Here is a 23130-nt window from a genome sequence, read left to right on the forward strand (position 1 = left end):
CGTGCGCCGCGCTTCACTACCCGCTCTCCTCAACCCTCCCCGGTATGCGGGAGAGGGAGACTAAAGACCGGCCCCCGCGAGCACGGCGCTGGCGCCCTTTTCGGCCTCATCCGACAGGCCGCGGAACATACCGAACAGCTCGCGGCCGAAGCCGCTGGCGGCGGGCGGCACGGCGGCGGGGGTGCGGGCTGACCATTCCGCCGGGTCGACCAGCGCATCGAGCGTGCCGTTCACCGCATCGACGCGGATTAGATCACCGTCGCGGATGAGCGCGATCGCGCCGCCGGCACCGTCGAGGCCGGGCAGCGCCTCCGGCGAGACGTGGATGGCGGCCGGCACCTTCCCCGACGCGCCCGACATGCGCCCGTCGGTAACGAGGGCAACGCGGTAACCCTTGTTCTGAAGCACGCCGAGCGGAGGCGTGAGCTTGTGCAATTCAGGCATGCCGTTGGCGCGCGGGCCCTGGAAGCGGACCACCACGACGACGTCGCGGTCGAGCGCGCCAGCCTGGAAGGCGGCGAGCACTTCCGCCTGATCGGAGAAGACGGCGGCGGGCGCTTCCACGATCCAGCGGTCGGGCTCCACCGCGGAGACCTTGATGCAGGCGCGGCCGATATTGCCGGCGAGGATGCGCATGCCGCCATCGGGAGAGAAGGGATCGGCGGGGGTGCGCAGGATGGTGTCGTCGCCGCTCGGGCCGGGATCGCGCCAGACGAGCGCGTCACCGTCGAGCGTCGGCTTGGCGGCGGCGTCGGCGAGCGCGTCGCTGCCGGCGGTGAGGATGTCGCCGTGGAGGTGGCCGCTGCCGAGCAGTTCGCGGATGACGAACGCCATGCCGCCGGCTGCCTCGAAGCCGTTCACGTCGGCCGCGCCGTTGGGATAGACGCGGGCGATCAAGGGCACGGCGCGGGAGAGGCGATCGAGGTCCTCCCAGTCGATCACGATCCCCGCCGCGCGGGCGATGGCGGGGAGGTGCAGCAGGTGGTTGGTCGAGCCGCCGGTGGCGAGCAGGCCGACCGCGGCGTTCACGATCGCGCGCTCATCGACGCAATGGCCGATCGGGCGATAATCCTCGCCGCGCCAGCCGAGACCGGCGACGCGGTGCACCGCGGCGCGGGTGAGCTGCTGGCGCAGCTTGGTGCCCGGATTGACGAAGGCGGCGTTGGGGATGTGGAGGCCCATCACCTCCATCATCATCTGATTGGTGTTGGCGGTGCCGAAGAACGTGCAGGTGCCCTGCGTGTGATACGCGGCGATCTCGCTTTCGAGCAGCTCCTCGCGGCCTGCTTCGCCGCTGGCGTAGCGTTCGCGCACCGTTGCTTTGGCCTTGTTCGACAGACCCGAGGGCATCGGGCCGCCGGGCACCATCAGCATCGGGAGGTGGCCGAAGCGGAGCGCGCCCATGAGGAGGCCGGGCACGATCTTGTCGCAGATGCCGAGCAGCAGCGCGCCTTCAAACGTACCGTGGCTGAGCGCGATGGCGGTGGAGAGCGCAATCGTGTCGCGGCTGAAGAGCGAAAGCTCCATGCCGGCATAGCCCTGGGTCACGCCGTCGCACATTGCGGGCACGCCGCCGGCGACCTGCGCGGTGGCGCCGACCTCACGCGCCCAGACCTTCATCTGTTCGGGATAGCGATAATAGACGGCGTGCGCCGAGAGCATGTCATTGTAGGCGGTGACGATGCCGATGTTCATACCGTCGCCCGCCTTCATCGCCGGGCGGTCTTCCTCCGTGCCGGCATAAGCGTGCGCCAGGTTGGCGCAGCCGAGCATCGGGCGGCCGATCCATTGGTCCCGCTCGCGGGTGAGCAGGTCGAGATAGCGCCCGCGGCTTTCGCGGGAGCGTTCGATCACGCGATCGGTGACGGCGGAGACGGTGGCGTTCAGGGGCATTTGCTTCTCTTCTTCCCCTCCCGCTTGCGGAAGGGGCTAGGGGAGGGACGATCATACCAAGAGGTCGCGCTTGCGCACAGGCCCTCCCCCGACCCCTCCCGCACGCGGGAGGGGAGTTTCAGGTCATTCCGCCCAGTGGATGTCGACGGGCAGCTCCGCATCGGCCAGCACGCGGCCGATCGGATAGGGAGAGCCGGCGCCCTGGGCGATCGCGTCTTCCAGCACCTTGCGCTTCTTGGCGCCAGTGACCGCGATCATCAGTGCTTTGGCAGAGATGATGCCGGCGCGTGACAGGGTGACGCGGGCGACCGGTGCTTCCTCTGGCAGCGGCTCAGGCATGACGCCGAGTGCGCGCCGTTCGCGCGGGCCGTTCAGCGCTTCGTCGAAGTCGGGGCCGGGGAAGATCGACGCGGTGTGGCCGTCTGCGCCGACGCCGAGCAGGCACAGATCGAGCGGCCAGTGCAGATCCTGCATCAGCGCATCCGCCGAGCGGCCCGCCGCCTTATAATCGGCGGTGGCCTGCGGCACGATCGGGATCACGCGCGCGCCCTTGGGGATGAAGGTCTTGCCGATCATCGTCACGTTGCTGAGCGGATCGCCGAGCGGCACGATGCGCTCGTCCGTCGGCAAGATGGTGACGCGCTTCCAATCCAGCTTCGCAGCGGCGAGCTTCTGGTAGATCGGCAGCGGCGTCTTGCCGCCGGGCAGCGCGATGACGGCAGCGCCGCGCGCATCGATGGCGCTTTCGATGATGAACTGGACGTCGCCGGCGACAGCCTCTGCCATCTCCGCTGCGTCATCATATTCCCACCATTCAATTTCGTCGCTCATCAATTCCACTTCCGTTCGTCCCGAGCGAAGTCGAGGGACGGGCCAGGGTAACGTGTCTCGACTTCGCTCGACACGAACGGGTGGGGGCCGTTGGGGGTCCCCCGGTGTTTCAGTCGTCCTGCCAGCTGACGCCGTCGCGCTCGGTCAGCGCGATCGAGGCGGCGGGGCCCCAGGTGCCAGCGGTGTAATGCTTGGGCTTCATGTCGTTCGCCTTCCAACCTTCGCGGATGGCGTCGATCCAGGTCCATTGCGCCTCCACTTCGTCACGGCGGACGAACAGCGTCTGATCGCCCTCGATCAGATCGAGCAGCAGGCGCTCATAGGCGATACGGCGGCGCTTGCCGGCGAATTCGGCGTCGAGGCTGAGGTTCAGCGGCACTTCGCGCAAGCGGATGCCGTCGCGGTCGAGCCCCGGCTCCTTGGCCATCACCAACAGCTGGATATATTCCTCCGGCTGGAGGCGGATGATCAGCATGTTGGGCTGAAGCAGGCCGCCACGGCCTGAGAACATCGAGTGCGGCACCGGCTTGAACTGGATCGCGATCTCGCTGCGCCGGGTAGGCATGCGCTTGCCGGTGCGCAGGTAGAAGGGCACGCCCTGCCAGCGCCAGTTATCGACATGCGCCTTCAACGCGACGAACGTCTCGGTGTTTGAATCGCTGCCAAGCTCCTCGTCATAGCCCTTGACGATCTCCCCCTTCACTGCGCCGCCGACATATTGGCCTATGACGCTGTTCTGCGGCACTTCCTCGGGCTTCAGCTGACGCAACGAGCGGAAGACCTTGGCCTTTTCATCGCGGATCTCGGTGACGTCGTAGCGCGCCGGCGGCTCCATCGCGATCAGTGCGACGAGCTGCAGGATGTGGTTCGCCACCATGTCGCGCAGCGCGCCGGCACCGTCGTAATAGCCGGCGCGATCCTCCAGCCCGACCGTCTCGCTGACGGTGATCTGGACGTTGTCGATCCCTTGCGCGTTCCAAACCGGCTCAAAGAACGAATTGCCGAAGCGCAGCGCAAGGATGTTCTGCACCGTCTCCTTGCCGAGATAGTGATCGATGCGGAAGGTGCGGTCCTCGGGGAAGGCCGTTGCGACGCAATCGTTGATCTCGCGGCTGGAGGCGAGATCATAGCCCAGCGGCTTTTCCAGCCCGATGCGCACCGTTTCGCCAGCTAGACCTGCGCTTTGCAGCCCGCGAATGACTTGCTCGAAAAGCGAGGGGGCGGTGGACAGGAAGATCGCGAGCCCGCCCGATATATCGCCGACCTTTTCCGCGACGGCATCATAGCCCTCGAGCGTGGTCGCATCGAGCGCCTGATATTGCAGGCGTTCGAGAAAGGACTTGATGGTGTCGGCGTCCTTGCGGTCCTTCGGAAGATATTCTTCCAGCGCCTCTTTCGCAAAGTCACGAAAGCCGGCGTCGTCGTGATCGGATCGCGCCGTGCCGGTAATGGTCAGCCCATCCGGGAGCAGCTTGTCCGCGTGAAGGCCGTAGAGCGAGGGCAGCAGCATGCGCTGGGCAAGATCGCCCGTCGCGCCGAACAACAATAATTTACCCACCGGATTGCGCTGCATGCGTGCTCCTCCTTCTGGTTTGTCGCTGCCGCGGGTGCGGCGGGCGCGCGGCGTTGCCGGTCTGGCTCAGTATACCAGGCCGGCCAACGGATCGGCGCCGATCATCAGGTTAAGATTCTGCACTGCCGCGCCGGATGCACCCTTGCCCAGATTGTCCAGCATGGCGACGAGCCGCGCCTGCCGCCCGGCGGGATCGGCGAAGACCCACAGGTCCAGCCGATCGTTCGGCGCAGCATCGCGGTGCATCAGCAACTCGTCCGGCTGATCATCATGAACGGTGATGAGCGGCGCGGCATCGAAGGTGGCGTGCAGCACGTCGAGCATCGCGGCGCGGGAGGGAGGCGCGGACAAAGCGGCGAGGGGAACCGGCACCTCAACGATCATGCCGCGGAACGCGCGCGCCACTGCGGGGGCGAACAAGGGCGGATATGCGAGGCCGGCGTGCTGCTGCATCTCGGGCACGTGCTTGTGCGCCAGCGAATAGCCATAGCTGCGGAAGGAGAGATCCTGTTCCTCATCGAACCGGGCGATGAGGGCCTTGCCGCCGCCGGAATAGCCCGACACCGCGTTGACGGTGAGCGGCCAGTCGGCAGGGAGGACGCCGGCGCGGACCAGCGGCGCTACCAGCGCGAGGAAGCCCGTGGGGTAACAGCCAGGGTTGGAGACGCGCGTCGCGCCCGCGACGTCGAAGCCGAGCTCGGGAAAGCCGTAGGTCCAGCCGTTTGCGACCCGATAGGCACTGGACGCGTCGATAACCCGCGTGTGCGGATTGTCGATCAGGGCGACCGCCTCGCGCGCGGCGTCATCGGGCAGGCAGAGGATCACGATATCGGCGGCGTTGATGGCGTGGCGCCGGGCGCCGGCGTCCTTGCGCTTGTCCTCGGGGAGCGTGACCAGCGCCAGATCGGCGCGCCGCTCCAGCCGCTCGCGGATCTCCAGCCCGGTGGTGCCCGCAACGCCATCGATGAAGATGCTGGCGGTCATGCGCCGTCCCCAAGGGCCGCCGCCTCGACATAGCCGACGCAGCCACTGGCGGGGGCGACGCCCCAGGCGAGATCGCCCGTTATGTCGAGCAATTCAAAGGCATCGCCCGGGACGAGCGACACGAGGATTTGCGAATCGGATGTTCGGCCCGCGCGCAAATCGGCCGGGGCAGCGACCGTGCGCGGCAGCGGCGCGGCATAATGAGGGGCGAACACCTGATCGGCGAGGCGAACATCGGCGAGGTCACCGCGTACTGCAAAGCGCGTGGGATCCAGCGCGCGCGATCTTCCAACGAGCGCGAACGTCTTATGCGGTGGCACGAGCGGGGACGGGCTGCTCACCGTCGCCGAGAAACTGGCCGAACTCCTCAAGAAAATTTGCCCCTTCGGATGTGCGCGCGACGAAGATGTTGCGCTTGTCGCTATCATCGCGTTGGCGGCGCAGATAGCCGAGCGCACCAAGTCTGTTCAAGGCACGTGTCACAACCGGTTTGGAAACATTCAAGATGCGGGCGAGGCCACGCACGGTGTGCGGCCCCGGCTTCAGATACACCACCAGCAGCAGGGCCATTTGCCGATTGGTCAAGTCCGGTTCTCCCGAGCGAACATAGTCCACCAGGGTGTTCATCCACGTACTAAGATCGGAGCTCGCCAAAATTGCCACGATGCGTCATCCGGATACAAGGCCGCTGATGCGGGCCATTCCCGAAAGATAACGTCCGCCCGCGCGCCTGGTTTCAGAACTGTTATGAAATCGAGCGACAGTTGATCGCCGGGCCGGTGCGCCCTATGTGCGCGCATCCGCCGGCAGGGTCGGCAATAAAATCGAGTCCAGCATGTTCACCTTCCTTCTCGTCGTTCAGGCGATCATCGCAGCCGCTCTCGTGACGGTGATCCTGATGCAGCGCTCCGAAGGTGGCGGCCTCACCAGCGGTGGCAGCCCGTCTGGCCTGATGTCGGCGCGCGGCGCCGCCGATTTCCTGACCCGCGCGACTTCCGTCCTGGCGGCGATGTTCGTGATCCTGTCGATCACGCTGGCCGTGCTGGCGGCGACGCGCGGCGGCACCAGCGTGGATACGTCGCTGGAGCGGACCGCCCCGGTGACCCAGCCGGTGCCGCAGCCGGGCGCCGATGACGCGGCGCTGCCGGGCGCAGACGCTGCTGCCGCAGCGAACCTGGCCGCGCCCGCCGACAACGGCGTTCCGCTCGCCCGCTAAATAACCCCGGTTCGCCGGTTTCATCGCGCCCGCGGACACGCGGGCGCTTGTCTATCATGCTTGTTCGAGGCTAATCCGATATCCCCATGGCGCGGTTCATTTTCATCACCGGCGGCGTGGTCTCCTCGCTCGGCAAGGGTCTCATGGCAGCGAGCCTCGCGGCTCTCCTGCAGGCACGCGGCTATCGCGTGCGGATTCGCAAGTTCGATCCGTATCTGAACGTCGATCCGGGCACGATGAGCCCGTACCAGCATGGCGAAGTCTATGTGACCGACGACGGGGCGGAGACCGATCTAGACCTTGGTCATTATGAGCGCTTCACCGGCGTGGCGGCGCGGCAAAGCGACAATGTGACGTCGGGCCGGATCTATCAGCAGATCATCCAGCGCGAGCGGCGCGGCGATTATCTGGGCGCGACGGTGCAGGTCGTCCCGCACGTGACCGACGCGATCAAGGCCTTCGCCAAGAACCAGACCGACGATCTCGACTTCGTGCTGTGTGAGATCGGGGGCACGGTGGGCGATATCGAGTCGCTGCCGTTCATCGAGGCGATCCGCCAGCTGAAGAACGAGGTGGGCCGCGGCAATGCCATCAGCGTTCACGTGACGCTGGTGCCGTACATCGCCGCTGCGGGCGAGCTGAAGACCAAGCCGACGCAGCATTCGGTGCGCGAGCTCGCTGGCCTGGGCGTGCAGCCCGACGTGCTAGTCTGCCGCTGCGAACAGCCGCTGCCGCCGTCGGAGCGCGCCAAGATCGCGCTGTTCTGCAACGTGCCCGAGACGGCGGTCATCCCGGCGCTGGATGCGAAAAGCATCTATGCCGTGCCGCTGCAATATCATGGCGAGGGGCTGGATACCGAAGTGCTGCGCGCGTTCGGCATCACGCCGTCCTCGCCGCCCGACCTCAGCCGCTGGACCGAGATCGTCGACCGCCTGACCAACCCGGAAGGCGAAGTGACGATCGGCGTGGTCGGCAAATATGTCGGGCTGCAGGACGCCTACAAGTCGCTGAACGAAGCGCTGGTACATGGCGGAATCGCAAACCGCGTGAAGGTCAATGTCCGCTGGATCGACGCCGAACTGTTCGAGAATGACGACGCGGAGATTGCCGCGCACCTGGAGCCGTGCCACGCGATCCTGGTGCCGGGGGCGTTCGGCGAGCGCGGGGCGGAGGGCAAGATCGCCAGCGTGCGCTTTGCTCGCGAGCGCGAGATCCCGTATTTCGGTATCTGCTTCGGGATGCAGATGGCGTGCATCGAGGGTGCGCGCGATCTGGCGGGGATCAGGGAAGCCTCGTCGACCGAATTCGGCCCCACCACCGAGCCGGTCGTCGGCCTTATCACCGAGTGGATGGGGCGCGACGGGTTGCAGAAGCGTGAGGCCGAGGGCGACCTGGGCGGCACCATGCGGCTGGGCGCGTATGAAGCGAAGCTGGACGGCAACAGCGTGGTCGCGTCGATCTATGGCGATTCGACGATCCATGAGCGTCACCGGCATCGCTACGAAGTGAATACCGGGTACAAGGAAGCGCTGGAGCAGGGCGGGCTCGTCTTTTCGGGCATGTCGCCGGACGGCACGCTGCCGGAGATCGTGGAGCGGCCGGACCATCCGTGGTTCGTCGGCGTGCAGTTCCACCCCGAGCTCAAGTCCAAGCCGTTTGATCCGCACCCGCTGTTCGCCAGCTTCATCGCCGCAGCGGTGAAGCAGAGCCGGCTTGTCTGACGAACAAGAGGACGACCTGCCGCCGTGGCAGGTCGTATCCTCCCGCCGCGTGATCGATGATCCGTGGCTGCGGGTGCGCGCGGACGATTGCGTAACGGCGGAAGGGGTGCGGATCGCGCCCTTCTTCGTCACCGAGCATCCGGACTGGGCGATCGTGGTCGCGATCGATGAGCAGGACCGCTTGCTGCTGGTCGATCAATATCGGCATGGCTGGGGGGTCACGAGTCGCGAACTGCCGACCGGTGCCATTGACCTGGAGGATGCCGATCCGATCGCCGCGGGGCAGCGCGAGCTGCTGGAGGAAACCGGTTATGGCGGCGGGGAGTGGCGCCTTGTTGCGACGCTGGCGCCCAACCCGTCCAATCAGTCCAACCGCTGCTACGCGATCCTTGCCACGGGCGTGCGCAAGTTGGCGGAGCCGCAGGACGAGCCGACCGAGCGGCTGCGCCTGGTGACGCTGCCGGTGGAAGAGGCGGTGGCGACGGCGCGAGGCGGTGGGATCGTGCAGGCGATGCACGTGGCGGCGCTTGCGATGGCACTGCCGGAGCGATGGAGTGGGTTGCCGGACGCTTGAGTCCGTGAAGTGGCGCGGGGGATCAGGCTGCAGAATCACTAAGCGGACTTGCCGCTAACGCCCAATGTCAGCCGTTGAGCAGCCAGTTTGTCGTGCGTAGGAGCGGACATTGGCGCTTGGCTCAGTAGCAAGCCCCGAACCGAACGGAACGCGGCCCTGTCAGGTTCGCTTCCGGATCAAGCGTTAGACGCCAAGGGCCGCTTTCATATGTGTCCGCCATGAAGTCCCCTCCCTTGTAGGGCAGCCGCAGATTGCGACCAGCGGCGCTCACTACCGCGACCTCACCCTCTTCCTCAAAGCGAATGAACATGCTGGGTTGTTGCCCACCTTTACAGGTATAGCTTTGGCCGCTCGTCGCCACGTTTTCATAGAAGGTGGGTGAACCCTTGAAGGGTGGAAGCTCAAACATCCAAGCGGCCACGCCATAGAGCGCCATGCATACAGAAATGATGATTGTCGCGCGGGTCATCGCATGAGGCCTAATACGTGCTCTTCGCCTTCTGTAACGTCCGCTTCGCTATTCGTCAGCGGACAAGCCGACGGTCCGCTCTCCTCCCAGTTCCGGCCGCTCGGGGTTGCCGAGGTGCTTTCCGGAAGCGGACCGGCAGCTTTCGCCGTGACTACGCCCGAAAGCAGCCGTTCCGCTCACGCCCAAAAGCAGACATTCAGCGGCAGAGCACTCGTTTGCCGCGTTGATTTCGGCCTCGGGCTTTAGAACTGCGCTAGCAACTTTCGTTGGCGGCTAAGATCGGGCAGGGGCGTGGGGTGGAAGACCTATCCGTCAAGCGTGTGCTCTACGCCGGCCTTTGCTCCAGCATGGTGGCTGGCCAGTTCGTCGCGGCGTCGCTGGCGCTGGCTTATGGCAACCCCGTCCCGATACCTGAGCTTACGTCTGCTGTTATGCTCGTGCTGGTGTATGGCGGCTTGTTTGGAGCGATGCTGGGTGTTCTGCCTGCACTCGCCGCCGCTGCCTTGCTCCGAATGGCGGGTGCCCGCTGGTCAGCAATGCGTGGACCTGGTCCTTGGGTGGTCACTGGAACATTGGTCGGAGCCACGGTCGGGGCAGTGCTGTTCGGATTAGACGGTAAAAGCTGGGGGGTGGCGAGCGCTGCTGCGGCAGGCGGCGTATCCTCTCTACTATTCCGGTTTTGGGCGCCGCTATGGTGACTGCGTCACTTGCCTGCTCACCCCAACCGCTATGTCTGCTTTACTCCCAATTTGGCCGTCCGACCTTTTGTCAAAAGCGGTCGTTTAAGACGAAGGCGCCCGGGCCCATCGGCCCGGACGCCCCACGACGCCTCGAAAGGGAGCAAAGAGGCGCCGAGCAGTTAGGCGGCTTGCGCCTCGTTCTCGTCACGCTTGTCCTCAACCACGGTCGGCTTTTGGCCGGTCTTGATCGAGATGCTCTTCGGCTTCATCGCCTCGGGCACTTCGCGGACCAGATCGATCACGAGCAACCCGTCGTTCAGCCGTGCATCCTCGACGAACACGAAATCAGCGAGTTCGAAGCGGCGCTCAAAGCTGCGGGTCGCGATGCCGACATGCAGAAAGTTCGGGCCGGTCGCCTTGTCGTCCTTCTTGCCGGCGACGAGCAGAAGATTCTGCTGCGCGGTGATCTCAATTTCGTCGCGCGAGAAGCCCGCTACGGCCAGCGTGATGCGGTAGCGATCCTCGGCAAGACGCTCGAGATTGAAGGGCGGATAGTTTTCGGACGACGAACGGGCATTCGCCTCGATGAGGTCGAACAGACGATCGAAGCCGATGGTCGAACGGCGATAGGGGGTAAGGTCCAGACGCATCTTCAATTCCTCCACTGAGCGAGTTGAAAAGCGGCCCGTGCATGGTGCCACGGAGCCGGCTGTGCGGCCCGTACGCGGCACCGCACGCAGCGAAATCTGGGGCGGTCAAGCGACTTTTCAAGAGGTGTGCGCAAAATCCCCTAATCAGATCGGCTATTGATTACCCACTTAATCGATGGGAGAACAAACCCGATCTTCAAAGGGGCAGACCATGTCGATTACTCTTGCCTTTATCCTTGCCCAGGCCGTGCCAGGCGCAGCGGGCCCGGCGCCAGCTCCCGCGCGGACTGAAACGGCGCCAGACCAGGCCGACCCCGCACCTGCCGAGCAAGCCATCGACGCGGACGAGGTGGGGCGGCTTGGCCCCGCGCAGCAGGCGGGCGGCGATATCGTCGTCACGGCGCGGCGCCGCGCGGAAACGGTGCAGGACGTGCCCATCGCCATGTCCGTCATTGGCGGCACGGCGCTGGCGGAAGTGGGGGCGTATAACGTCAACCGGCTCACCCAGCTTCAGCCGTCCCTGCAATTCTATTCCACCAATCCGCGCAACTCGGCGGCCAACATTCGCGGCCTCGGGGCGCCATTCGGCCTGACCAACGACGGCATCGAGCAGGGCGTCGGCATCTACGTCGACCAAGTCTATTACAGCCGTATCGCGTCCGCGACGTTCGACTTCACCGATACCGAGCGGATCGAGATCCTGCGCGGGCCGCAAGGGACGCTCTACGGCAAGAACACGACCGCGGGCGCGATCAACATCACCACACGCAAGCCGAGTTTCGAAACGGAAGCGCGCGTGGAGGTGACCGGCGGAAACTACGAGTTCTTCCAGGGCAAGTTCTCGCTGTCCGGGCCGCTGGTGGATGACGTGGTCGCCGGGCGCATCTCGGGATCGATCACCACGCGCCGGGGCACCATCTACAACGTGCTGCAACGCGAATGGCAGAACAGCCAGGACAATATCGGCCTGCGCGGCCAGATGCTGTTTCAGGCGGCGCCGAACCTCGATGTGACGCTCTATGCCGATTACAACCGGCAGAACCCCAATTGCTGCGTGCAATATTATGCGCGGGTCGGCGCAACGCAGCGCCCGCTGGCGCGGCAATATGCCGCGCTTGCTGCGGCTTTCGGCTATGCCCCGCCGTCAACGGATCCGTTCGACCGGCGGACCGACGTCGATACCGATCTTCGTGCCAAGCAGGAGCTTGGCGGGGCATCGGCGCTGGCCAACTGGGATCTGGGCGCGGGAACGCTGACGTCGGTGACGGCTTGGCGCTTCTGGCATTGGGATCCCTCCAACGACCGGGACTTCATCGGCCTTCCCGTCACTTCCATTTCGGCCAATCCGTCCCAGCAGAGCCAGTTCACCCAGGAAGCGCGCTATGCCTCCAACACCAAGGGCCCGATCGATTACACGGTGGGCGCCTTCTACTTCTATCAAACGGTGGATACGCAGGGTTTGCAGGCACAGGGGGCGGCGGCGAGCCGCTTTCTGCTCAACCCGGGCAATCCGCCCTTCGGCCCCAACGGGTGCGCCACCCCCACAGCGGCAGCGTGCAACCCGGCGGTGCTTAATGGCCTGACATCCCGCAACCAGATCGGCTTCAAGAACACGTCGGCGGCACTGTTCGGCAAATTGACCTGGCGGCCGACGGAGCGGCTGGAGATCGCGCCGGGCCTTCGGGTGAATTACGACAAGAAGGAGGGCGATTATAGCGCGATCGTCACCACGGCGAGCGGCAGCACCACGCTGACCAGCGACCAGCGCGGCGTTCTGTCGCCGCAGAGCTACACGCCGTCGTTTGATAATTGGAACGTGTCGGGCGACATCACCGTGTCGTACGACATCAGCCGCGACGTGCATTATTACGCCACCTATGCACGCAGCTATAAGTCGGGCGGGATCAACTTGTCCGGACTGCCGCTGGATGCTGCAAACAACCCGATCCTGGCCGTCCAGACGATCGATCCCGAGACGGTGAACCATTTCGAGCTGGGGCTGAAGACGCAGTTCTGGGATCGGCGCGCCACGGTGAATGTCGCTGCCTTCTGGACCGAGATCGACGATTACCAGGCGACGGTGAACAACCAGCAGGTCGGCGTGTTGCGTGGCTATCTCGCCAATGCCGGCAAGGTGCGCACGCGCGGGCTGGAGGTGGACAGCGCCTTTCGCCCGGTCGACGGGCTGAACCTCTACGTCAACGGCGCCTATACCGATGCCAAATACGTCCGCTTCGTCGATGCGCCGTGCCCACCGGAGCTTTCCGGCGGGACGACCGCCGCGGCGGGGCAGCGCCCGAGCGCACCAGGCACGCCCGGCGGGATCAGCCCGCAATCCTGCGACATCTCAGGCCAAGTGCTGCCCGGCGTTTCCAAATGGGCGCTCAGTTATGGCGCCGAATATGGCATTCCGACGCAGATCGGTGGGCTCTCCGGGCAGGTCTACCTCGGCTATGACGGAAGCTATCGTTCGCGCTTTTCGTCCAACCCGTCGCCCTCGCGCTACACCTGGGTGGATGGCTATGCGCTTTCCAACTTCCGGCTCGGTTTCAAGAACGACGACGGGCTGAATGTCTTTGCGTGGCTGCGCAACGCCTTCGACCAGAACTATTTCGAGCTGCTGGCGACGCAATCGGGCAATACCGGGCTCGTCGTTGGGCAGCCGGGTGATCCGCGCACCTATGGCGTGACGGTGTCGGCGCGGTTCTGACCGCGTGCCGCTCAGTCCCGCAAGTGCTCGCTCAGGTAGGCGATCAGCGCCTCGACTCGGGCGGGGCGCAGCGGGCTGGGCGGTGTCAGAAGATGCAGGCCGATCGGCTCGGGGCGCCAGTCCGGTAGCAGCTCGACAACGGCGCCGTCCCGAAGCGTGCTGCCGAGAATGAAAGCGGGAAGGCGGGCGATCCCCAAGCCGCCGACGAGGGCAGGGATCAGCGCTTCTCCGCTGTTGGCGGCCAGCGGCCCCTGCGCCTTGACCGATATCTCGGCACCGCCGGGCCCCCGAAAACGCCACGGGCCAACGACATTGGTATAGCCGAGCAACTGATGATCGCCGAGCTGGCCCGGATGCGTCGGGCAGCCGTGCCGTTCCAGATAGGCGGGCGCCGCCACCAGATACGATTGGATGGCGCAAAGGCGGCGCGCTCGCAGCGAACTGTCGGGCAGATCGGCGATGCGCAGGGCGATGTCGAAACCCTCCGCGACGATATCGACGCGGGCGTCGGAGAGGTGAAGCTCCACTTCGATGCCGGGATGGTCGGTGAGAAACGTGGTAAGCAAGGGCGCGACCTTGCTGACGCCGAAGGTCATCGGCGCGGCGAGGCGGATCCGGCCGGTGGGGGCGTGAGCCGCGTCACGCGCCGCCTCTTCCGCCGCATGGGCGCTGGCCAGGATCATCGCGGCATGGTCAGCGAGCGGCCTTCCGGCCTCTGTCAGCGCGAGCCGGCGCGACGTTCGATGAAACAGCGATTGGCCGAGATCGGCCTCAAGCCGCGAGATCGCCTTTGAGATGGTCGCCTTGCTCAGCCCGAGCGCCTCGGCCGCGCCGGTGAAGGAGCGGTGTTCGGCCACGGTGGCGAAGATGGCCCAGGCTTCGAGATCGGGCAGGCGCATGGCGGCAATCCTCACTGTTCACGTGAACAACGCTTACAACCAGAAACGATAGGTTTCAATCGTTTCTGTTTATGTTGGTGAGCAGTGATCTTACCTGTGGTGCAACAAACGGAGGTTCATCATGACCGACACACGCACTGCCATCGACATCAGGCGCTTCGAAAGCCTGGGCCATGCCGATCACGGCTGGCTGGATGCGCGGCACCATTTCAGCTTCGCGAGCTATCACGATCCGGCGCGCATGGGCTGGGGCGCGATCCGCGTTTGGAACGACGATACGATTGCGCCGCAGAACGGCTTTCCGCCGCATCCGCACAGCGACATGGAGATCATCACTTATGTTCGCACCGGCGCGATTACTCATCAGGATTCGATGGGCAATCGGGGCCGTACCGCGGGTGGCGACGTCCAGGTGATGAGCGCCGGCTCCGGGGTTCGTCACGCCGAGTATAATCTCGAGAATGAGCCGACGACGCTGTTCCAGATCTGGATCCATCCGCGCAGCCGCGGCGGCAGCCCGAGCTGGGGAGCGAAGCCCTTTCCCAAGAACGATCGCTCCGGGCGCTTCGTGACGCTGGCGAGCGGGTTTGCGGAGGACAGCGACGCCCTGCCGATCCGTGCAGACGCACGGGTGCTGGGCGCGACGCTGAAGGAGGGCGAGCGCGTCACCTATGTCGTGGGCGAGGGCCGCCACGCCTATTTGGTCGCAGCGGCTGGCGAGGTCGCCATTGACGGGGAAACGCTGAGGGCACGCGACGGGGCTGCTCTTGTAGGCGGTTCCTATGAAATCATCGCGGCGGCGGACGCCGAACTCGTGCTGGTCGACGCGGAATAAAGGAGCGCTCCGCCCGTGACGGGCGGGGCGGCCTTTTTCGACCAACATCATCCCCTCGCGGGGCAATCGAAAGGAGATACGCCATGACCAAGGTTCTCGTTCTTTATTACTCGTCCTACGGCCACCTCGCGCAGATGGCCGATGCCGTTGCCGAAGGCGCGCGTGAAACAGGCGCCCAGGTCGACGTACGGCGCGTGCCCGAGACGGCGCCCAAGGAAGTGGCGAGTGCGGCGGGCTTCCGGGTGGACGATTCTCATCCGGAGATCGAAGGCGTGAATGCGCTGGCAGATTATGACGCGATCATCATCGGCGCGCCGACCCGCTTCGGGCGCATGCCGAGCCAGATGGCGGCATTCCTCGATCAGGCGGGTGGGCTGTGGGCGCGTGGTGCCCTGAACGGCAAGGTGGGCGGCGCCTTCACCTCGACCGCGAGCCAGCATGGCGGGCAGGAAGTGACGCTGTTTTCGATCATCACCAATTTGCTGCACTTCGGCATGACCATCGTCGGGCTGGATTATGGCTACCAAGCACAGATGACGTTGGATGCGGTCCATGGCGGCTCGCCCTATGGCGCGACGACGCTGGCCGGGGGAGACGGCAGCCGTCAGCCGAGCGAGATCGATCTGGGCGGCGCGCGTTACCAGGGCAAGCGGATTGCCGAAACGGCCGCGAAGCTTTCGGCCTGAACGGCAACACATCCGGCCACGGTTCGCGAGCAATCCGGCGCACCGTGGCCTCGTACGCTACCCGGGCGGCCACTTCCAAGCGGCCGGGTGCGCGCCGTTCGGCGTAGGACCGTCAGGTGGCGTTCCGATCCTGTCGCCGGTCCTTTTTCTTGCGCCGGTTTTTCTTGGTGTCCTCAGGCTCGGCCGGAGTCAGAGTGGGTACGACGGGCGGCGGGATGATCTTCGGCGCGGGGTCAACCGCCGGATCGGCCGCAAAGTCCTTGCGCGCTTTGGCGAACAGGAAACGCGCGCGCGCCGCCCCCGCGGCGCTGGCCGACGCGCCTACCCAGCGCCAATGCCAGGGCTCCCACTTCACGCCTTGCTTGTTGCCGGCGGGGAAGGACATTTCGAAGCCGAAGCGCGGGGCATTGGCGGCCAGCCAGCGAAAGGCCGGCTTGGCCGCCATGCACGCCTCCGCATCGGGGCAGCCATCCGCAGGGCGAACCGTGAAATCGAGCGCATAGCCGGTCGCATGCTCGCTATGACCCGGCGGGGCGGCCGAGATCGCCCGGTCGATGCCGCTGTCGCTTTCGCGCGTGCGGCAAAAGGTGCTTTGCTGATGAGTGATCGAGCGGTGGCAGGAGAAAGCGTAGAGCCTTCCCTGTACCGCAGGATCCCCGGCCGCCGCCGCGATCAATCGTTCAAGATCCGCCACCACTTCAGGCCGCAGCCGACAGGCGCCGATCGCAAGGTGTGACGGCACGGGGATGAGCGTTCCCGGTGCGGCGTCGCCATAAGGAAAATGACCAAGCGCGCGGCCATCGTCCCCGATCGCGACGCTGGCGCCGTTGCACAATTGCGCCTGAGCCGGCGTGGCGGCGAGGAGAACAAGGAGGGGAATGTGACGGCGCATCCTCGTCACTCTGGCCTCGGCGCGCCAGCGGTGGCAAGGGCGGCACCATGATCGGAGACCGGGTGCTCTTCCTCGACGGCGAGGCGTTGATAATCGACAAACCGGCAGGCCTGCCGGTGGATCGGCCGCGCGACGGCGCGATCAGTCTCGAAAATCATCTTTCCAACCTCACTTTCGGCTTTCGTCGCTGGCCCCACGCGGTTCACCGGCTAGACCGGGACACGAGCGGCTGCCTGCTGCTGTCACGTAATCCCAAGGCGCATGCGCGGTTCCAGCAGGCGTTCGAAAGCGGCGCAGTGACGAAGCGCTACCTTGCCGTTCTGGATGGGGTGCCATCCGGCGAGGAGGGCGAGATCGACATGCCGCTTGGGAAGACATCCACAGCCGAGGAGGGCTGGCGGATGCGCCACGATCCCGCCGGCAAGGCGGCGCGCACGGCGTGGCGGCTCATCAAGGTACAGGACGGCCGGGCGCTGGTGGAGTTTCGGCCGGCAACCGGGCGCACCCACCAGATCCGGGTCCATGCGCTGGAAGGGCTGGGCGTCGCGGTGCTCGGCGATCCGGTCTACGGCAGCGCGCACAAGGCCGGCATGATGTTGCACGCCGCCGAGCTGATCGTGCCCCGGCCCGGAAAGGCCGACGTCGCGGCCCAGGCGCCGTGGCCGCCGCGGTTTCGCGACATCGGCTTCGATGATTGAGGTTCCGGAGGATGCGCTGGACGAGCGCTTCCTTGCCGCGACGGGCTCCGGCGGGCAGAATGTCAACAAAGTGGCGACGGCATGCCAGCTGCGTGTCGATATATTTCGCCTGGGGCTGCATCCCGAGACGTATCGGCGGCTGAAGCTGCTGGCGGGGTCAAGGCTGACGGCGTCCGGTACTTTGGTCATCACCGCGCGGCGATATCGTACGCAGGAGAGCAACCGGGCGGATGCGCGCGAGCGGCTCGCCGAGCTGCTGGCCAAGGCGGAAGAGCGCGAGGCACGCCGGGTGAAGACGAAGCCGACGCGCGCGGCAAAGGCAAAGCGCGTCGACGAGAAGAAGGGCCGAAGCGCCGTGAAGGCGGGGCGCGGCAAGGTTCGCGACTATTGAAGTCCCTCAGCTGTGTATTATATCGGCGATACACCTACTGACAGGACGGCAATGGCGAAGAAGGGCAAGAAGAGCGGCTTTCGGATTCCGAAGGAAATCGGCGGCATGAAGGTGCCGAAGGAAGCACGTCGCGCCGGTGAAGCGTTGATCGAAAAGGCAAGCAGCCCGGCTGGCCGGCAAGCGCTGGCCTCCGGATTGGCGATGGCTGCGACGGTGGCAGCCGCGGCGGCAGCCCGGCAGACGCGTCCTCACGCCTCTTCGCCCGAGCCAGGTGCGCCGAAGGACGGTGTCGGGGCGGGCGGGACGGATGCAGGCCGCGTGGCGGATGCGCTTGGTGAGGCCGCGCAGGCGTTCATGAACCGGATCTTCACCCACAAATAATGATCATGTAAAAAAAGAGCTGTGGCGCCGCTTTCTGAGTAGCGGCTGCCGCGCTAAGCCGCCTGCGAAACAACAGAGTCGCGGCGCGTGGTCATGCCACAGAAAATAGCGAACCAGTTCCTGGAGGCAGCAATCGAGCCGGCGCGCTGGCTCGACGTGTTGCAGCGTGTGGCCCAGCAAACGCAGTCGAAGCACGCGCAGATCATCGGCGTGGGGCCGAGCTTTTCATTCGGATTCAACTGGGTCAACGACATGGATGCTTCGGCCCATGCAGCGGCTGATCGTGCAGAACTGATGGCGCCGACCATCAATTTTCGTGTGGCAGCGGGCGCTACACGGCCTCCGCAGACGATTTCCTGGGAAGATGATTACGCGGCACTTCGGCCGAGTCTTGCGGACCAAAGCTACCTCGACTTGTGCAGCGATCTGGACATTCCATTTGGTTGCCAGACGAACTTGCTGGTCGAAGACGACGGGCTGATCGGGTTCGCGCTGCTGCGCGCGCATCGGAACGGACCCACCGATGCGGAGACGCGGGCGATGTTTGCCCGCGTATGCGCGTCCGCAGGAGCCGCCGTCGCGCTTCAGGTCGCGCTGGAGCGGGAGAGCTACAAGCTGGTGGCCGGCTCGTTCGAGGCGATGAACCTCGCCTGTTTCGTGCTGGACCGGACCATGAGCGTGCGCGCGATCAGCCGAGGGGCTGACGCCTTGCTTGCCGACGGCACGCTGCGGCTGGCGGACGGCCGGGTCGCCGCACCATCACTGGCTGTCCAGCGCCGATTGACGGCGGCGATGGCCACGATCGGCGAGCGTAGGGCCGGGGCGGCGAGCGTCGCTGCGCCCACGCCGGCCGGCGTGCTGATGCTGAAGGTTCACCGCTTGCCGGATCGCGAGTGGAACATGGGCTTTGCCCCGTTCGCCATCCTGATCGCCAAGCGCCCGCCCGCCGCCGACAGCGCGGATGCCGCCTTTCTGCGCGAGACATACGGCCTCACGGCAAGCGAAGCGGAGATCGCCTTGCTGTTGCGGCTGGGGCGCACAAGAGCGCAGATTTGCACCGCGCGCGCGATCACCGGCGAGACGCTGCGCAGTCATCTACGCTCTTTGTTCGGCAAGCTGGGCGTGCGCAGGGAGACGGAGGCGATCCACCTGCTCCACGCGCTGCTCAGTTGATCGCGTTCAGCAGGCCGGGGCGTTCAGCGCGTTGGGCCATCCTGATACGTTGCTGCTCCTTGAGGCACAGGGGGCGCTTCGGAATAGGGCATGATCAATCTGCCGTCGGGGGCGGCAGTGTAGTTCGTCTGCGTGGGGAACGGGATGGAGATGCCTTCGGCATCGAACCGGCGGTAGATGGCGAGCCCCACCGTGTGGCGGGCGTCATAGGCGATCTGATAATCCGCGGTGGGCGTGTCGAATTCGAGCTCGAAGTCGATCGATGAGGCGCCGAACGCCACGAAGCCCGCGCGCACGAACATCTGATCGCTACGCTCCACCTCTTCCTGGAGGATGTGCGGGAGGCGGGCGAGCACGTCGCGATCGGTTTCATAGCCGACGCCGATCGCCAGCTTGGTCCGCCGGCGTTCGCGCTGCGTGTTGTTGATGATTTCCTTGTCGAGCAGATTGCGGTTCGAGATGATCCGCTGTTCGCCGTTGATACCGCGGATCCGGGTGGACTTCAGCCCGATCTCCTCCACGGTTCCCGAGCTTGAATCATAGGTGATCGCATCGCCGCGACGGAACGGCCGATCGAAGATGATCGCCAGCGCCGCAAACAGATCGGCGAAGATCCCCTGCGCCGCGAGACCGATCGCGATGCCGCCGACGCCAAGGCCCGCGACGAGGCCGGTCACGTTCACGCCCAGATTGTCCAGGACGACCACCAGCGCGATCGCGAAGACGACGATCGTTACCAGCAAGCGGATGAGGCCCATGGCGTTCATCAGCGCTTCGCCGGAATAATTCTCGGCGCGGGTGCGATGCTCGATCGCGCCGAGGATCAGCTCGCGCGCCCAGATCGCCGCCTGGAAGACGGCCGCAAGCGTGAAGAGGAAGTTGATCGTCGTTGCGACAATGACGGGCGGATCGGCATAGCCAGCGACCAATTGCGCCGCGACCATGATGATGAAGAAGGTGCTGGTGCGCTCGATCGCGCGTCCGAAAACCGCGGACCATCCCTTGCCGGTGTGCGAGCGTCCGGCCAGGCGCGGCCCGAGCCTGCGCAGCCACAAAAGGGCAAGCGCGATTCCGGTGCCGATCGCCAGCGCGATCGCGATCTGCAGCCAATGGGCGCCGAACCAGTCGATGCTGGACGTCCAGAAGGCGGATATCTGCTGCTCAACGTCGGCGCCGGAAATCTTTGGCAGGGGTGCTGTGCTGTTCTTCGCTGTCATCCGATCCTTCTGTGATGTTTTGCCCGGCTAATGCCGCGGGCGGCGCAGGCCTGTCGACCCCGGCTGATGATCGCCGAGCCGGTGCATCCACGCTGAATGGGGCGCCGCCGAGCCGCCGTAACGAACGCGCGACAGTGGCAGACGGCGATTAAGCCGCCTCCTGTGCGCTTCCGTTCTCGCCCGTTTCCAGAAAGGCGATCAGGCCGCGTTCGGCACGGTTGAGCCAGCGCGTGGTGCGGGGCAGGTTCAACGAGGTGCGGAACGCTGCCTGGCCGTCCTTGATCAGCGAGATCAAGGCGGGGTGGACATAGGATTTGCGCGCGATCGCCGGCGTGTTGCCCAACCGCTCGGTAACGGGCGCGAGCAAGGTCTTGAGGCTGATGTCCCCCTTTGCGTGAGCGAGGGTCTCGAAGGCGATGACGCTGGCGCCCCAGGTGCGGAAATGCTTGGCGGTGAAATCCGCGCCCATCGCTTCCTTGATATAAGCGTTGACGTCCGAGGAGGTTACGGGGCGCACCTCGCCGTCATCATCGACATATTGGAACAGCTTCTGGCCCGGCAAATCCTGGCAGCGCTTCACGAAGCGCGCGAGGCTGCCGTCGGTGATGGTCAGCATCCGCAGCTTCCCGGACTTCGCCTTGTACTGCAGCTTCAGGGTGCCACCGCGGATGCGGGCGTGGCGATCGCGAAGCGTGGTGACCCCGAAGCTCTTGTTGCTCTTGGCATAGGTCTCGTTGCCGATGCGCAGGTGCGCGATATCGAGCAGCTTGACGATTGCAGCAATCGTCTTCTCCTTGGGGTGTCCACGCAGCTTGAGATCGGCCTCGACCCGCTCGCGCAGCTTCGGCAGCCCGCGCCCGAAGGCGGCGCACAGATTGTACTTCTCGTCCTCACGCGCGGCGCGGAACTCGGGATGGTAGCGATATTGCTTGCGGCCCTTTTCATCCCAGCCGACCGCCTGGATATGGCCGCTCGGATCGGGGCAGAACCATGCGTCGCGGTATGCCGGCGGGAGCCCGATGGCGTTCAGCCGCTCTATTTCCTCGCGATCGGTGATGCGGTTGCCTTCGGGATCGAAATAGCCCCAGCCGTGCCGCATCTTCTTCCGGGTGATCCCGGGTTCCTCATCGTCGTGGTATACGATCTTAGTCGACGCCACTGATCAACCTCCACATAGCATCGGAAATGCGCGGATGGTTGCGGCGGTTCCGGAACGGGCGGATGCGCCGCCGGTTGTGAGGTGACCCTCGTATATCGGAGTTCCCGCCACATGGCCGACCTATCCAACGTCCGCGTGCTCATTCTTGCGACCGACGGCTTTGAAGATGCCGAACTGTTCGAGCCGCGCCAGGCGCTGCTTGATGCCGGGGCACAAGTGACGCTCGCCTCGATCAAGACCGATCCGATCCAAGGTGTGAAGGGAGACACGGACCCGACCCGCACGATCACCCCGGACCTGACGCTGGATCAGGTGGATACCGAGGACTTCCACGCCCTGTTGCTTCCGGGCGGCGTCGGCAATCCGGACAAGATGCGCATGGAGGACCGCGCCGTCGGCATCGTCGGCGAGTTCATGGACGACGACAAGATCGTGGCGGCGATCTGCCATGCGCCGTGGCTGCTGGTGGAAGCGGACGTCGTCGACGGGCGCCGGGTGACCAGTTGGCCGTCGGTGCGCACCGACCTGGAGAATGCCGGCGCCGACGTGGTGGACGAGGAAGTCGTAATCGACGAAAACCTCATTACCAGCCGCAAGCCCGACGACATTCCCGCGTTCAACCGCGCGCTGATCGCGGCGCTGGAGGAAGAACTGGAGGATTGATGGCTTGTCCCTTGCCGGTGCGCGGCGCACGAGAGCGCGCATGACGGGCGAGGTGCGGCCAGCAGCGATCGAGCATGACTTCGCGAAGGTGCCCGCGACAGGACCGGCCGCGCCGGTGTCGCGGGCGCTGGCGGATGAAGTGCCGATCGCCATCGAATGCAACGGTCTCGCTTATGCCGTGCTGATGGCGACGCCCGCTGCCGTGGAGGAGCTCGCAGCGGGTTTCGCCTTGGGTGAGCGACTGATCGATGGCGTGGACGATATTCGCGCCATTGACGTGAACGATACCGGCGAGGGCATCCTCGTACGCCTCACCCTCGCGCGGCGGGTGGCGGAGCGCATTGCCGACCGGGTCCGCCACCGGACCTCCGACGCGTCTTGCGGACTGTGCGGGGTGGAAACGCTGGCGCAGGCGCTGCGGCCATTGCCTGCGGCCGCCCCGTGGGACGGCGCGGACGCGGCGGTCTTCGCGGCGTACCATGCGCTGCGGGATCATCAGCCGCTGAATGCGCAGACGGGCGCGGTTCATGCCGCGGCCGCCTGCACCCGCGATGGCGTGATCCGCGTCGCGTTCGAAGACGTCGGGCGCCACAATGCGTTCGACAAACTGATCGGATCGATGCTGCTGGCGGCGCAAACGTGGGATGGGGGCTTTGCCCTGCTCACGTCGCGTTGCTCGTTCGAGCTGGTCGAGAAAGCGGTGCTTGCGGGCTGCCCGATGCTGGCGACCATCTCTGCGCCGACGCGCCTCGCGGTGGAGCGCGCGGCCGGCGCGGGGCTGACGCTGCGCTCACTGGTGCGAGCGGATTCGATGCTGGCGAGCGGGTGACGCCGC

At 65.5% G+C, this 23130-nt stretch carries 25 protein-coding genes; 13 read left to right on the forward strand and 12 right to left on the reverse strand.

The annotated features are described in order from the left end of the window. Positions 1 to 60 precede the first annotated feature (60 nt). The 6 genes from edd to SPMU_RS13790 all read right to left on the reverse strand — a co-directional run bounded on the left by edd (position 61) and on the right by SPMU_RS13790 (position 5908). Positions 61 to 1893: a phosphogluconate dehydratase gene (edd, locus tag SPMU_RS13765; protein ID WP_088334503.1), complete on the reverse strand. Its 1833-nt coding sequence runs from the start codon at positions 1891 to 1893 to the stop codon at positions 61 to 63. Positions 1894 to 2016: 123 nt separating this feature from the next. Continuing rightward, positions 2017 to 2724, reverse strand: coding sequence for a 6-phosphogluconolactonase (gene pgl / locus SPMU_RS13770; RefSeq protein ID WP_088334504.1), 708 nt, complete (start codon positions 2722 to 2724; stop codon positions 2017 to 2019). Positions 2725 to 2833: 109 nt separating this feature from the next. Then, positions 2834 to 4297, reverse strand: coding sequence for a glucose-6-phosphate dehydrogenase (gene zwf, locus SPMU_RS13775; RefSeq protein ID WP_088334505.1), 1464 nt, complete (start codon positions 4295 to 4297; stop codon positions 2834 to 2836). A gap of 66 nt (positions 4298 to 4363) precedes the next feature. After that, positions 4364 to 5281, reverse strand: coding sequence for an N-acetyl-gamma-glutamyl-phosphate reductase (gene argC, locus SPMU_RS13780; protein ID WP_088334506.1), 918 nt, complete (start codon positions 5279 to 5281; stop codon positions 4364 to 4366). Then, positions 5278 to 5601: an SH3 domain-containing protein gene (locus SPMU_RS13785; protein ID WP_088334507.1), complete on the reverse strand. Its 324-nt coding sequence runs from the start codon at positions 5599 to 5601 to the stop codon at positions 5278 to 5280. The genes argC and SPMU_RS13785 overlap by 4 nt, the downstream gene beginning before the upstream one ends. After that, positions 5588 to 5908, reverse strand: coding sequence for a MarR family transcriptional regulator (locus tag SPMU_RS13790; RefSeq protein ID WP_088334508.1), 321 nt, complete (start codon positions 5906 to 5908; stop codon positions 5588 to 5590). The genes SPMU_RS13785 and SPMU_RS13790 overlap by 14 nt, the downstream gene beginning before the upstream one ends. A 208-nt stretch (positions 5909 to 6116) precedes the next feature. Here SPMU_RS13790 and secG point away from each other — a divergent pair, with 208 nt between their 5' ends. From secG to SPMU_RS13805, 3 genes are all read left to right on the forward strand, one after another. Continuing rightward, on the forward strand, positions 6117 to 6497 hold the full coding sequence (gene secG, locus SPMU_RS13795) for a preprotein translocase subunit SecG (RefSeq protein ID WP_088334509.1): 381 nt from the start codon (positions 6117 to 6119) through the stop codon (positions 6495 to 6497). Positions 6498 to 6583: 86 nt separating this feature from the next. Beyond that, the gene (locus tag SPMU_RS13800; RefSeq protein ID WP_088334510.1) at positions 6584 to 8218 is read left to right on the forward strand and encodes a CTP synthase; all 1635 of its coding nucleotides are present in this window, start codon (positions 6584 to 6586) and stop codon (positions 8216 to 8218) included. Beyond that, entirely contained in the window at positions 8211 to 8792 is a 582-nt protein-coding gene (locus tag SPMU_RS13805; protein ID WP_088334511.1) for an NUDIX hydrolase, read from the forward strand. The genes SPMU_RS13800 and SPMU_RS13805 overlap by 8 nt, the downstream gene beginning before the upstream one ends. Positions 8793 to 8913: 121 nt before the next feature. Here the strand turns inward: SPMU_RS13805 and SPMU_RS13810 are convergent, their stop codons facing one another. Continuing rightward, complete coding sequence (locus tag SPMU_RS13810) at positions 8914 to 9261, reverse strand: hypothetical protein (RefSeq protein WP_140418479.1); 348 nt, start codon at positions 9259 to 9261, stop codon at positions 8914 to 8916. 266 nt (positions 9262 to 9527) lie between these two features. Between SPMU_RS13810 and SPMU_RS16735 the strand changes: the two genes are divergently transcribed. Further along, a complete protein-coding gene (locus SPMU_RS16735) occupies positions 9528 to 9959 on the forward strand; it encodes a hypothetical protein (protein WP_140418480.1) in 432 nt (143 codons plus the stop codon). 161 nt (positions 9960 to 10120) lie between these two features. Here the strand turns inward: SPMU_RS16735 and SPMU_RS13815 are convergent, their stop codons facing one another. Then, complete coding sequence (locus tag SPMU_RS13815; RefSeq protein ID WP_088334729.1) at positions 10121 to 10591, reverse strand: Hsp20 family protein; 471 nt, start codon at positions 10589 to 10591, stop codon at positions 10121 to 10123. Positions 10592 to 10802: 211 nt separating this feature from the next. Between SPMU_RS13815 and SPMU_RS13820 the strand changes: the two genes are divergently transcribed. Continuing rightward, a complete protein-coding gene (locus SPMU_RS13820) occupies positions 10803 to 13301 on the forward strand; it encodes a TonB-dependent receptor (protein WP_088334513.1) in 2499 nt (832 codons plus the stop codon). A gap of 11 nt (positions 13302 to 13312) precedes the next feature. Here SPMU_RS13820 and SPMU_RS13825 read toward each other — a convergent pair whose 3' ends face one another. After that, a complete protein-coding gene (locus SPMU_RS13825) occupies positions 13313 to 14200 on the reverse strand; it encodes a LysR family transcriptional regulator (protein WP_088334514.1) in 888 nt (295 codons plus the stop codon). A 121-nt stretch (positions 14201 to 14321) separates the two neighbouring features. Between SPMU_RS13825 and SPMU_RS13830 the strand changes: the two genes are divergently transcribed. After that, entirely contained in the window at positions 14322 to 15035 is a 714-nt protein-coding gene (locus SPMU_RS13830; RefSeq protein ID WP_088334515.1) for a pirin family protein, read from the forward strand. 83 nt (positions 15036 to 15118) lie between these two features. Next, on the forward strand, positions 15119 to 15721 hold the full coding sequence (gene wrbA, locus SPMU_RS13835) for an NAD(P)H:quinone oxidoreductase (RefSeq protein WP_088334516.1): 603 nt from the start codon (positions 15119 to 15121) through the stop codon (positions 15719 to 15721). 112 nt (positions 15722 to 15833) lie between these two features. Here wrbA and SPMU_RS13840 read toward each other — a convergent pair whose 3' ends face one another. Further along, positions 15834 to 16613, reverse strand: coding sequence for a M15 family metallopeptidase (locus SPMU_RS13840; RefSeq protein ID WP_088334517.1), 780 nt, complete (start codon positions 16611 to 16613; stop codon positions 15834 to 15836). Between the two features lie 47 nt (positions 16614 to 16660). On the opposite strand from SPMU_RS13840, the gene SPMU_RS13845 reads away from it, so the two are divergent. The 4 genes from SPMU_RS13845 to SPMU_RS13860 all read left to right on the forward strand — a co-directional run bounded on the left by SPMU_RS13845 (position 16661) and on the right by SPMU_RS13860 (position 19256). Beyond that, positions 16661 to 17311 carry an RluA family pseudouridine synthase gene (locus SPMU_RS13845; RefSeq protein WP_088334518.1) on the forward strand — a complete coding sequence of 217 codons (651 nt, stop codon included), beginning with the start codon at positions 16661 to 16663 and terminating at the stop codon, positions 17309 to 17311. After that, entirely contained in the window at positions 17304 to 17702 is a 399-nt protein-coding gene (gene arfB, locus SPMU_RS13850) for an alternative ribosome rescue aminoacyl-tRNA hydrolase ArfB (RefSeq protein WP_088334519.1), read from the forward strand. Before SPMU_RS13845 ends, arfB begins: the two co-directional genes overlap by 8 nt. Before the next feature lie 51 nt (positions 17703 to 17753). Further along, the gene (locus tag SPMU_RS13855; RefSeq protein ID WP_088334520.1) at positions 17754 to 18083 is read left to right on the forward strand and encodes a hypothetical protein; all 330 of its coding nucleotides are present in this window, start codon (positions 17754 to 17756) and stop codon (positions 18081 to 18083) included. Positions 18084 to 18176: 93 nt separating this feature from the next. Continuing rightward, complete coding sequence (locus SPMU_RS13860) at positions 18177 to 19256, forward strand: helix-turn-helix transcriptional regulator (RefSeq protein WP_088334521.1); 1080 nt, start codon at positions 18177 to 18179, stop codon at positions 19254 to 19256. A gap of 23 nt (positions 19257 to 19279) precedes the next feature. Here SPMU_RS13860 and SPMU_RS13865 read toward each other — a convergent pair whose 3' ends face one another. Next, complete coding sequence (locus SPMU_RS13865; RefSeq protein WP_088334522.1) at positions 19280 to 20473, reverse strand: mechanosensitive ion channel family protein; 1194 nt, start codon at positions 20471 to 20473, stop codon at positions 19280 to 19282. 148 nt (positions 20474 to 20621) lie between these two features. Beyond that, positions 20622 to 21572, reverse strand: coding sequence for a DNA topoisomerase IB (locus tag SPMU_RS13870; protein ID WP_088334731.1), 951 nt, complete (start codon positions 21570 to 21572; stop codon positions 20622 to 20624). 171 nt (positions 21573 to 21743) lie between these two features. Between SPMU_RS13870 and SPMU_RS13875 the strand changes: the two genes are divergently transcribed. Both SPMU_RS13875 and fdhD read left to right on the forward strand, forming a co-directional pair. Next, on the forward strand, positions 21744 to 22295 hold the full coding sequence (locus SPMU_RS13875; protein WP_088334523.1) for a type 1 glutamine amidotransferase domain-containing protein: 552 nt from the start codon (positions 21744 to 21746) through the stop codon (positions 22293 to 22295). A gap of 40 nt (positions 22296 to 22335) precedes the next feature. Beyond that, positions 22336 to 23124, forward strand: coding sequence for a formate dehydrogenase accessory sulfurtransferase FdhD (fdhD, locus tag SPMU_RS13880; protein ID WP_088334524.1), 789 nt, complete (start codon positions 22336 to 22338; stop codon positions 23122 to 23124). The last annotated feature ends 6 nt before the right edge of the window (positions 23125 to 23130 follow it).

The organism is Sphingomonas mucosissima, assembly GCF_002197665.1.
In the GTDB taxonomy this organism is placed as follows: domain Bacteria; phylum Pseudomonadota; class Alphaproteobacteria; order Sphingomonadales; family Sphingomonadaceae; genus Sphingomonas; species Sphingomonas mucosissima.

Excerpts from the sequence above, each read along its gene's own strand:
- SPMU_RS13800 (WP_088334510.1), top strand. The coding sequence starts at position 6,584 with ATGGCGCGGTTCATTTTCATCACCGGCGGCGTGGTCTCCTCGCTCGGC.
- wrbA (WP_088334516.1), top strand. The coding sequence starts at position 15,119 with ATGACCAAGGTTCTCGTTCTTTATTACTCGTCCTACGGCCACCTCGCG.
- SPMU_RS13820 (WP_088334513.1), top strand. The coding sequence starts at position 10,803 with ATGTCGATTACTCTTGCCTTTATCCTTGCCCAGGCCGTGCCAGGCGCA.
- SPMU_RS13855 (WP_088334520.1), top strand. The coding sequence starts at position 17,754 with ATGGCGAAGAAGGGCAAGAAGAGCGGCTTTCGGATTCCGAAGGAAATC.
- SPMU_RS13875 (WP_088334523.1), top strand. The coding sequence starts at position 21,744 with ATGGCCGACCTATCCAACGTCCGCGTGCTCATTCTTGCGACCGACGGC.
- secG (WP_088334509.1), top strand. The coding sequence starts at position 6,117 with ATGTTCACCTTCCTTCTCGTCGTTCAGGCGATCATCGCAGCCGCTCTC.
- pgl (WP_088334504.1), bottom strand. The coding sequence starts at position 2,724 with ATGAGCGACGAAATTGAATGGTGGGAATATGATGACGCAGCGGAGATG.
- SPMU_RS13860 (WP_088334521.1), top strand. The coding sequence starts at position 18,177 with ATGCCACAGAAAATAGCGAACCAGTTCCTGGAGGCAGCAATCGAGCCG.
- SPMU_RS13845 (WP_088334518.1), top strand. The coding sequence starts at position 16,661 with ATGATCGGAGACCGGGTGCTCTTCCTCGACGGCGAGGCGTTGATAATC.
- zwf (WP_088334505.1), bottom strand. The coding sequence starts at position 4,297 with ATGCAGCGCAATCCGGTGGGTAAATTATTGTTGTTCGGCGCGACGGGC.
- edd (WP_088334503.1), bottom strand. The coding sequence starts at position 1,893 with ATGCCCCTGAACGCCACCGTCTCCGCCGTCACCGATCGCGTGATCGAA.
- SPMU_RS13815 (WP_088334729.1), bottom strand. The coding sequence starts at position 10,591 with ATGCGTCTGGACCTTACCCCCTATCGCCGTTCGACCATCGGCTTCGAT.
- arfB (WP_088334519.1), top strand. The coding sequence starts at position 17,304 with ATGATTGAGGTTCCGGAGGATGCGCTGGACGAGCGCTTCCTTGCCGCG.
- SPMU_RS13790 (WP_088334508.1), bottom strand. The coding sequence starts at position 5,908 with ATGAACACCCTGGTGGACTATGTTCGCTCGGGAGAACCGGACTTGACC.
- SPMU_RS13840 (WP_088334517.1), bottom strand. The coding sequence starts at position 16,613 with ATGCGCCGTCACATTCCCCTCCTTGTTCTCCTCGCCGCCACGCCGGCT.
- SPMU_RS13830 (WP_088334515.1), top strand. The coding sequence starts at position 14,322 with ATGACCGACACACGCACTGCCATCGACATCAGGCGCTTCGAAAGCCTG.
- SPMU_RS13810 (WP_140418479.1), bottom strand. The coding sequence starts at position 9,261 with ATGACCCGCGCGACAATCATCATTTCTGTATGCATGGCGCTCTATGGC.
- SPMU_RS13825 (WP_088334514.1), bottom strand. The coding sequence starts at position 14,200 with ATGCGCCTGCCCGATCTCGAAGCCTGGGCCATCTTCGCCACCGTGGCC.
- SPMU_RS13870 (WP_088334731.1), bottom strand. The coding sequence starts at position 21,572 with ATGCGGCACGGCTGGGGCTATTTCGATCCCGAAGGCAACCGCATCACC.
- argC (WP_088334506.1), bottom strand. The coding sequence starts at position 5,281 with ATGACCGCCAGCATCTTCATCGATGGCGTTGCGGGCACCACCGGGCTG.
- fdhD (WP_088334524.1), top strand. The coding sequence starts at position 22,336 with ATGACGGGCGAGGTGCGGCCAGCAGCGATCGAGCATGACTTCGCGAAG.
- SPMU_RS13865 (WP_088334522.1), bottom strand. The coding sequence starts at position 20,473 with ATGACAGCGAAGAACAGCACAGCACCCCTGCCAAAGATTTCCGGCGCC.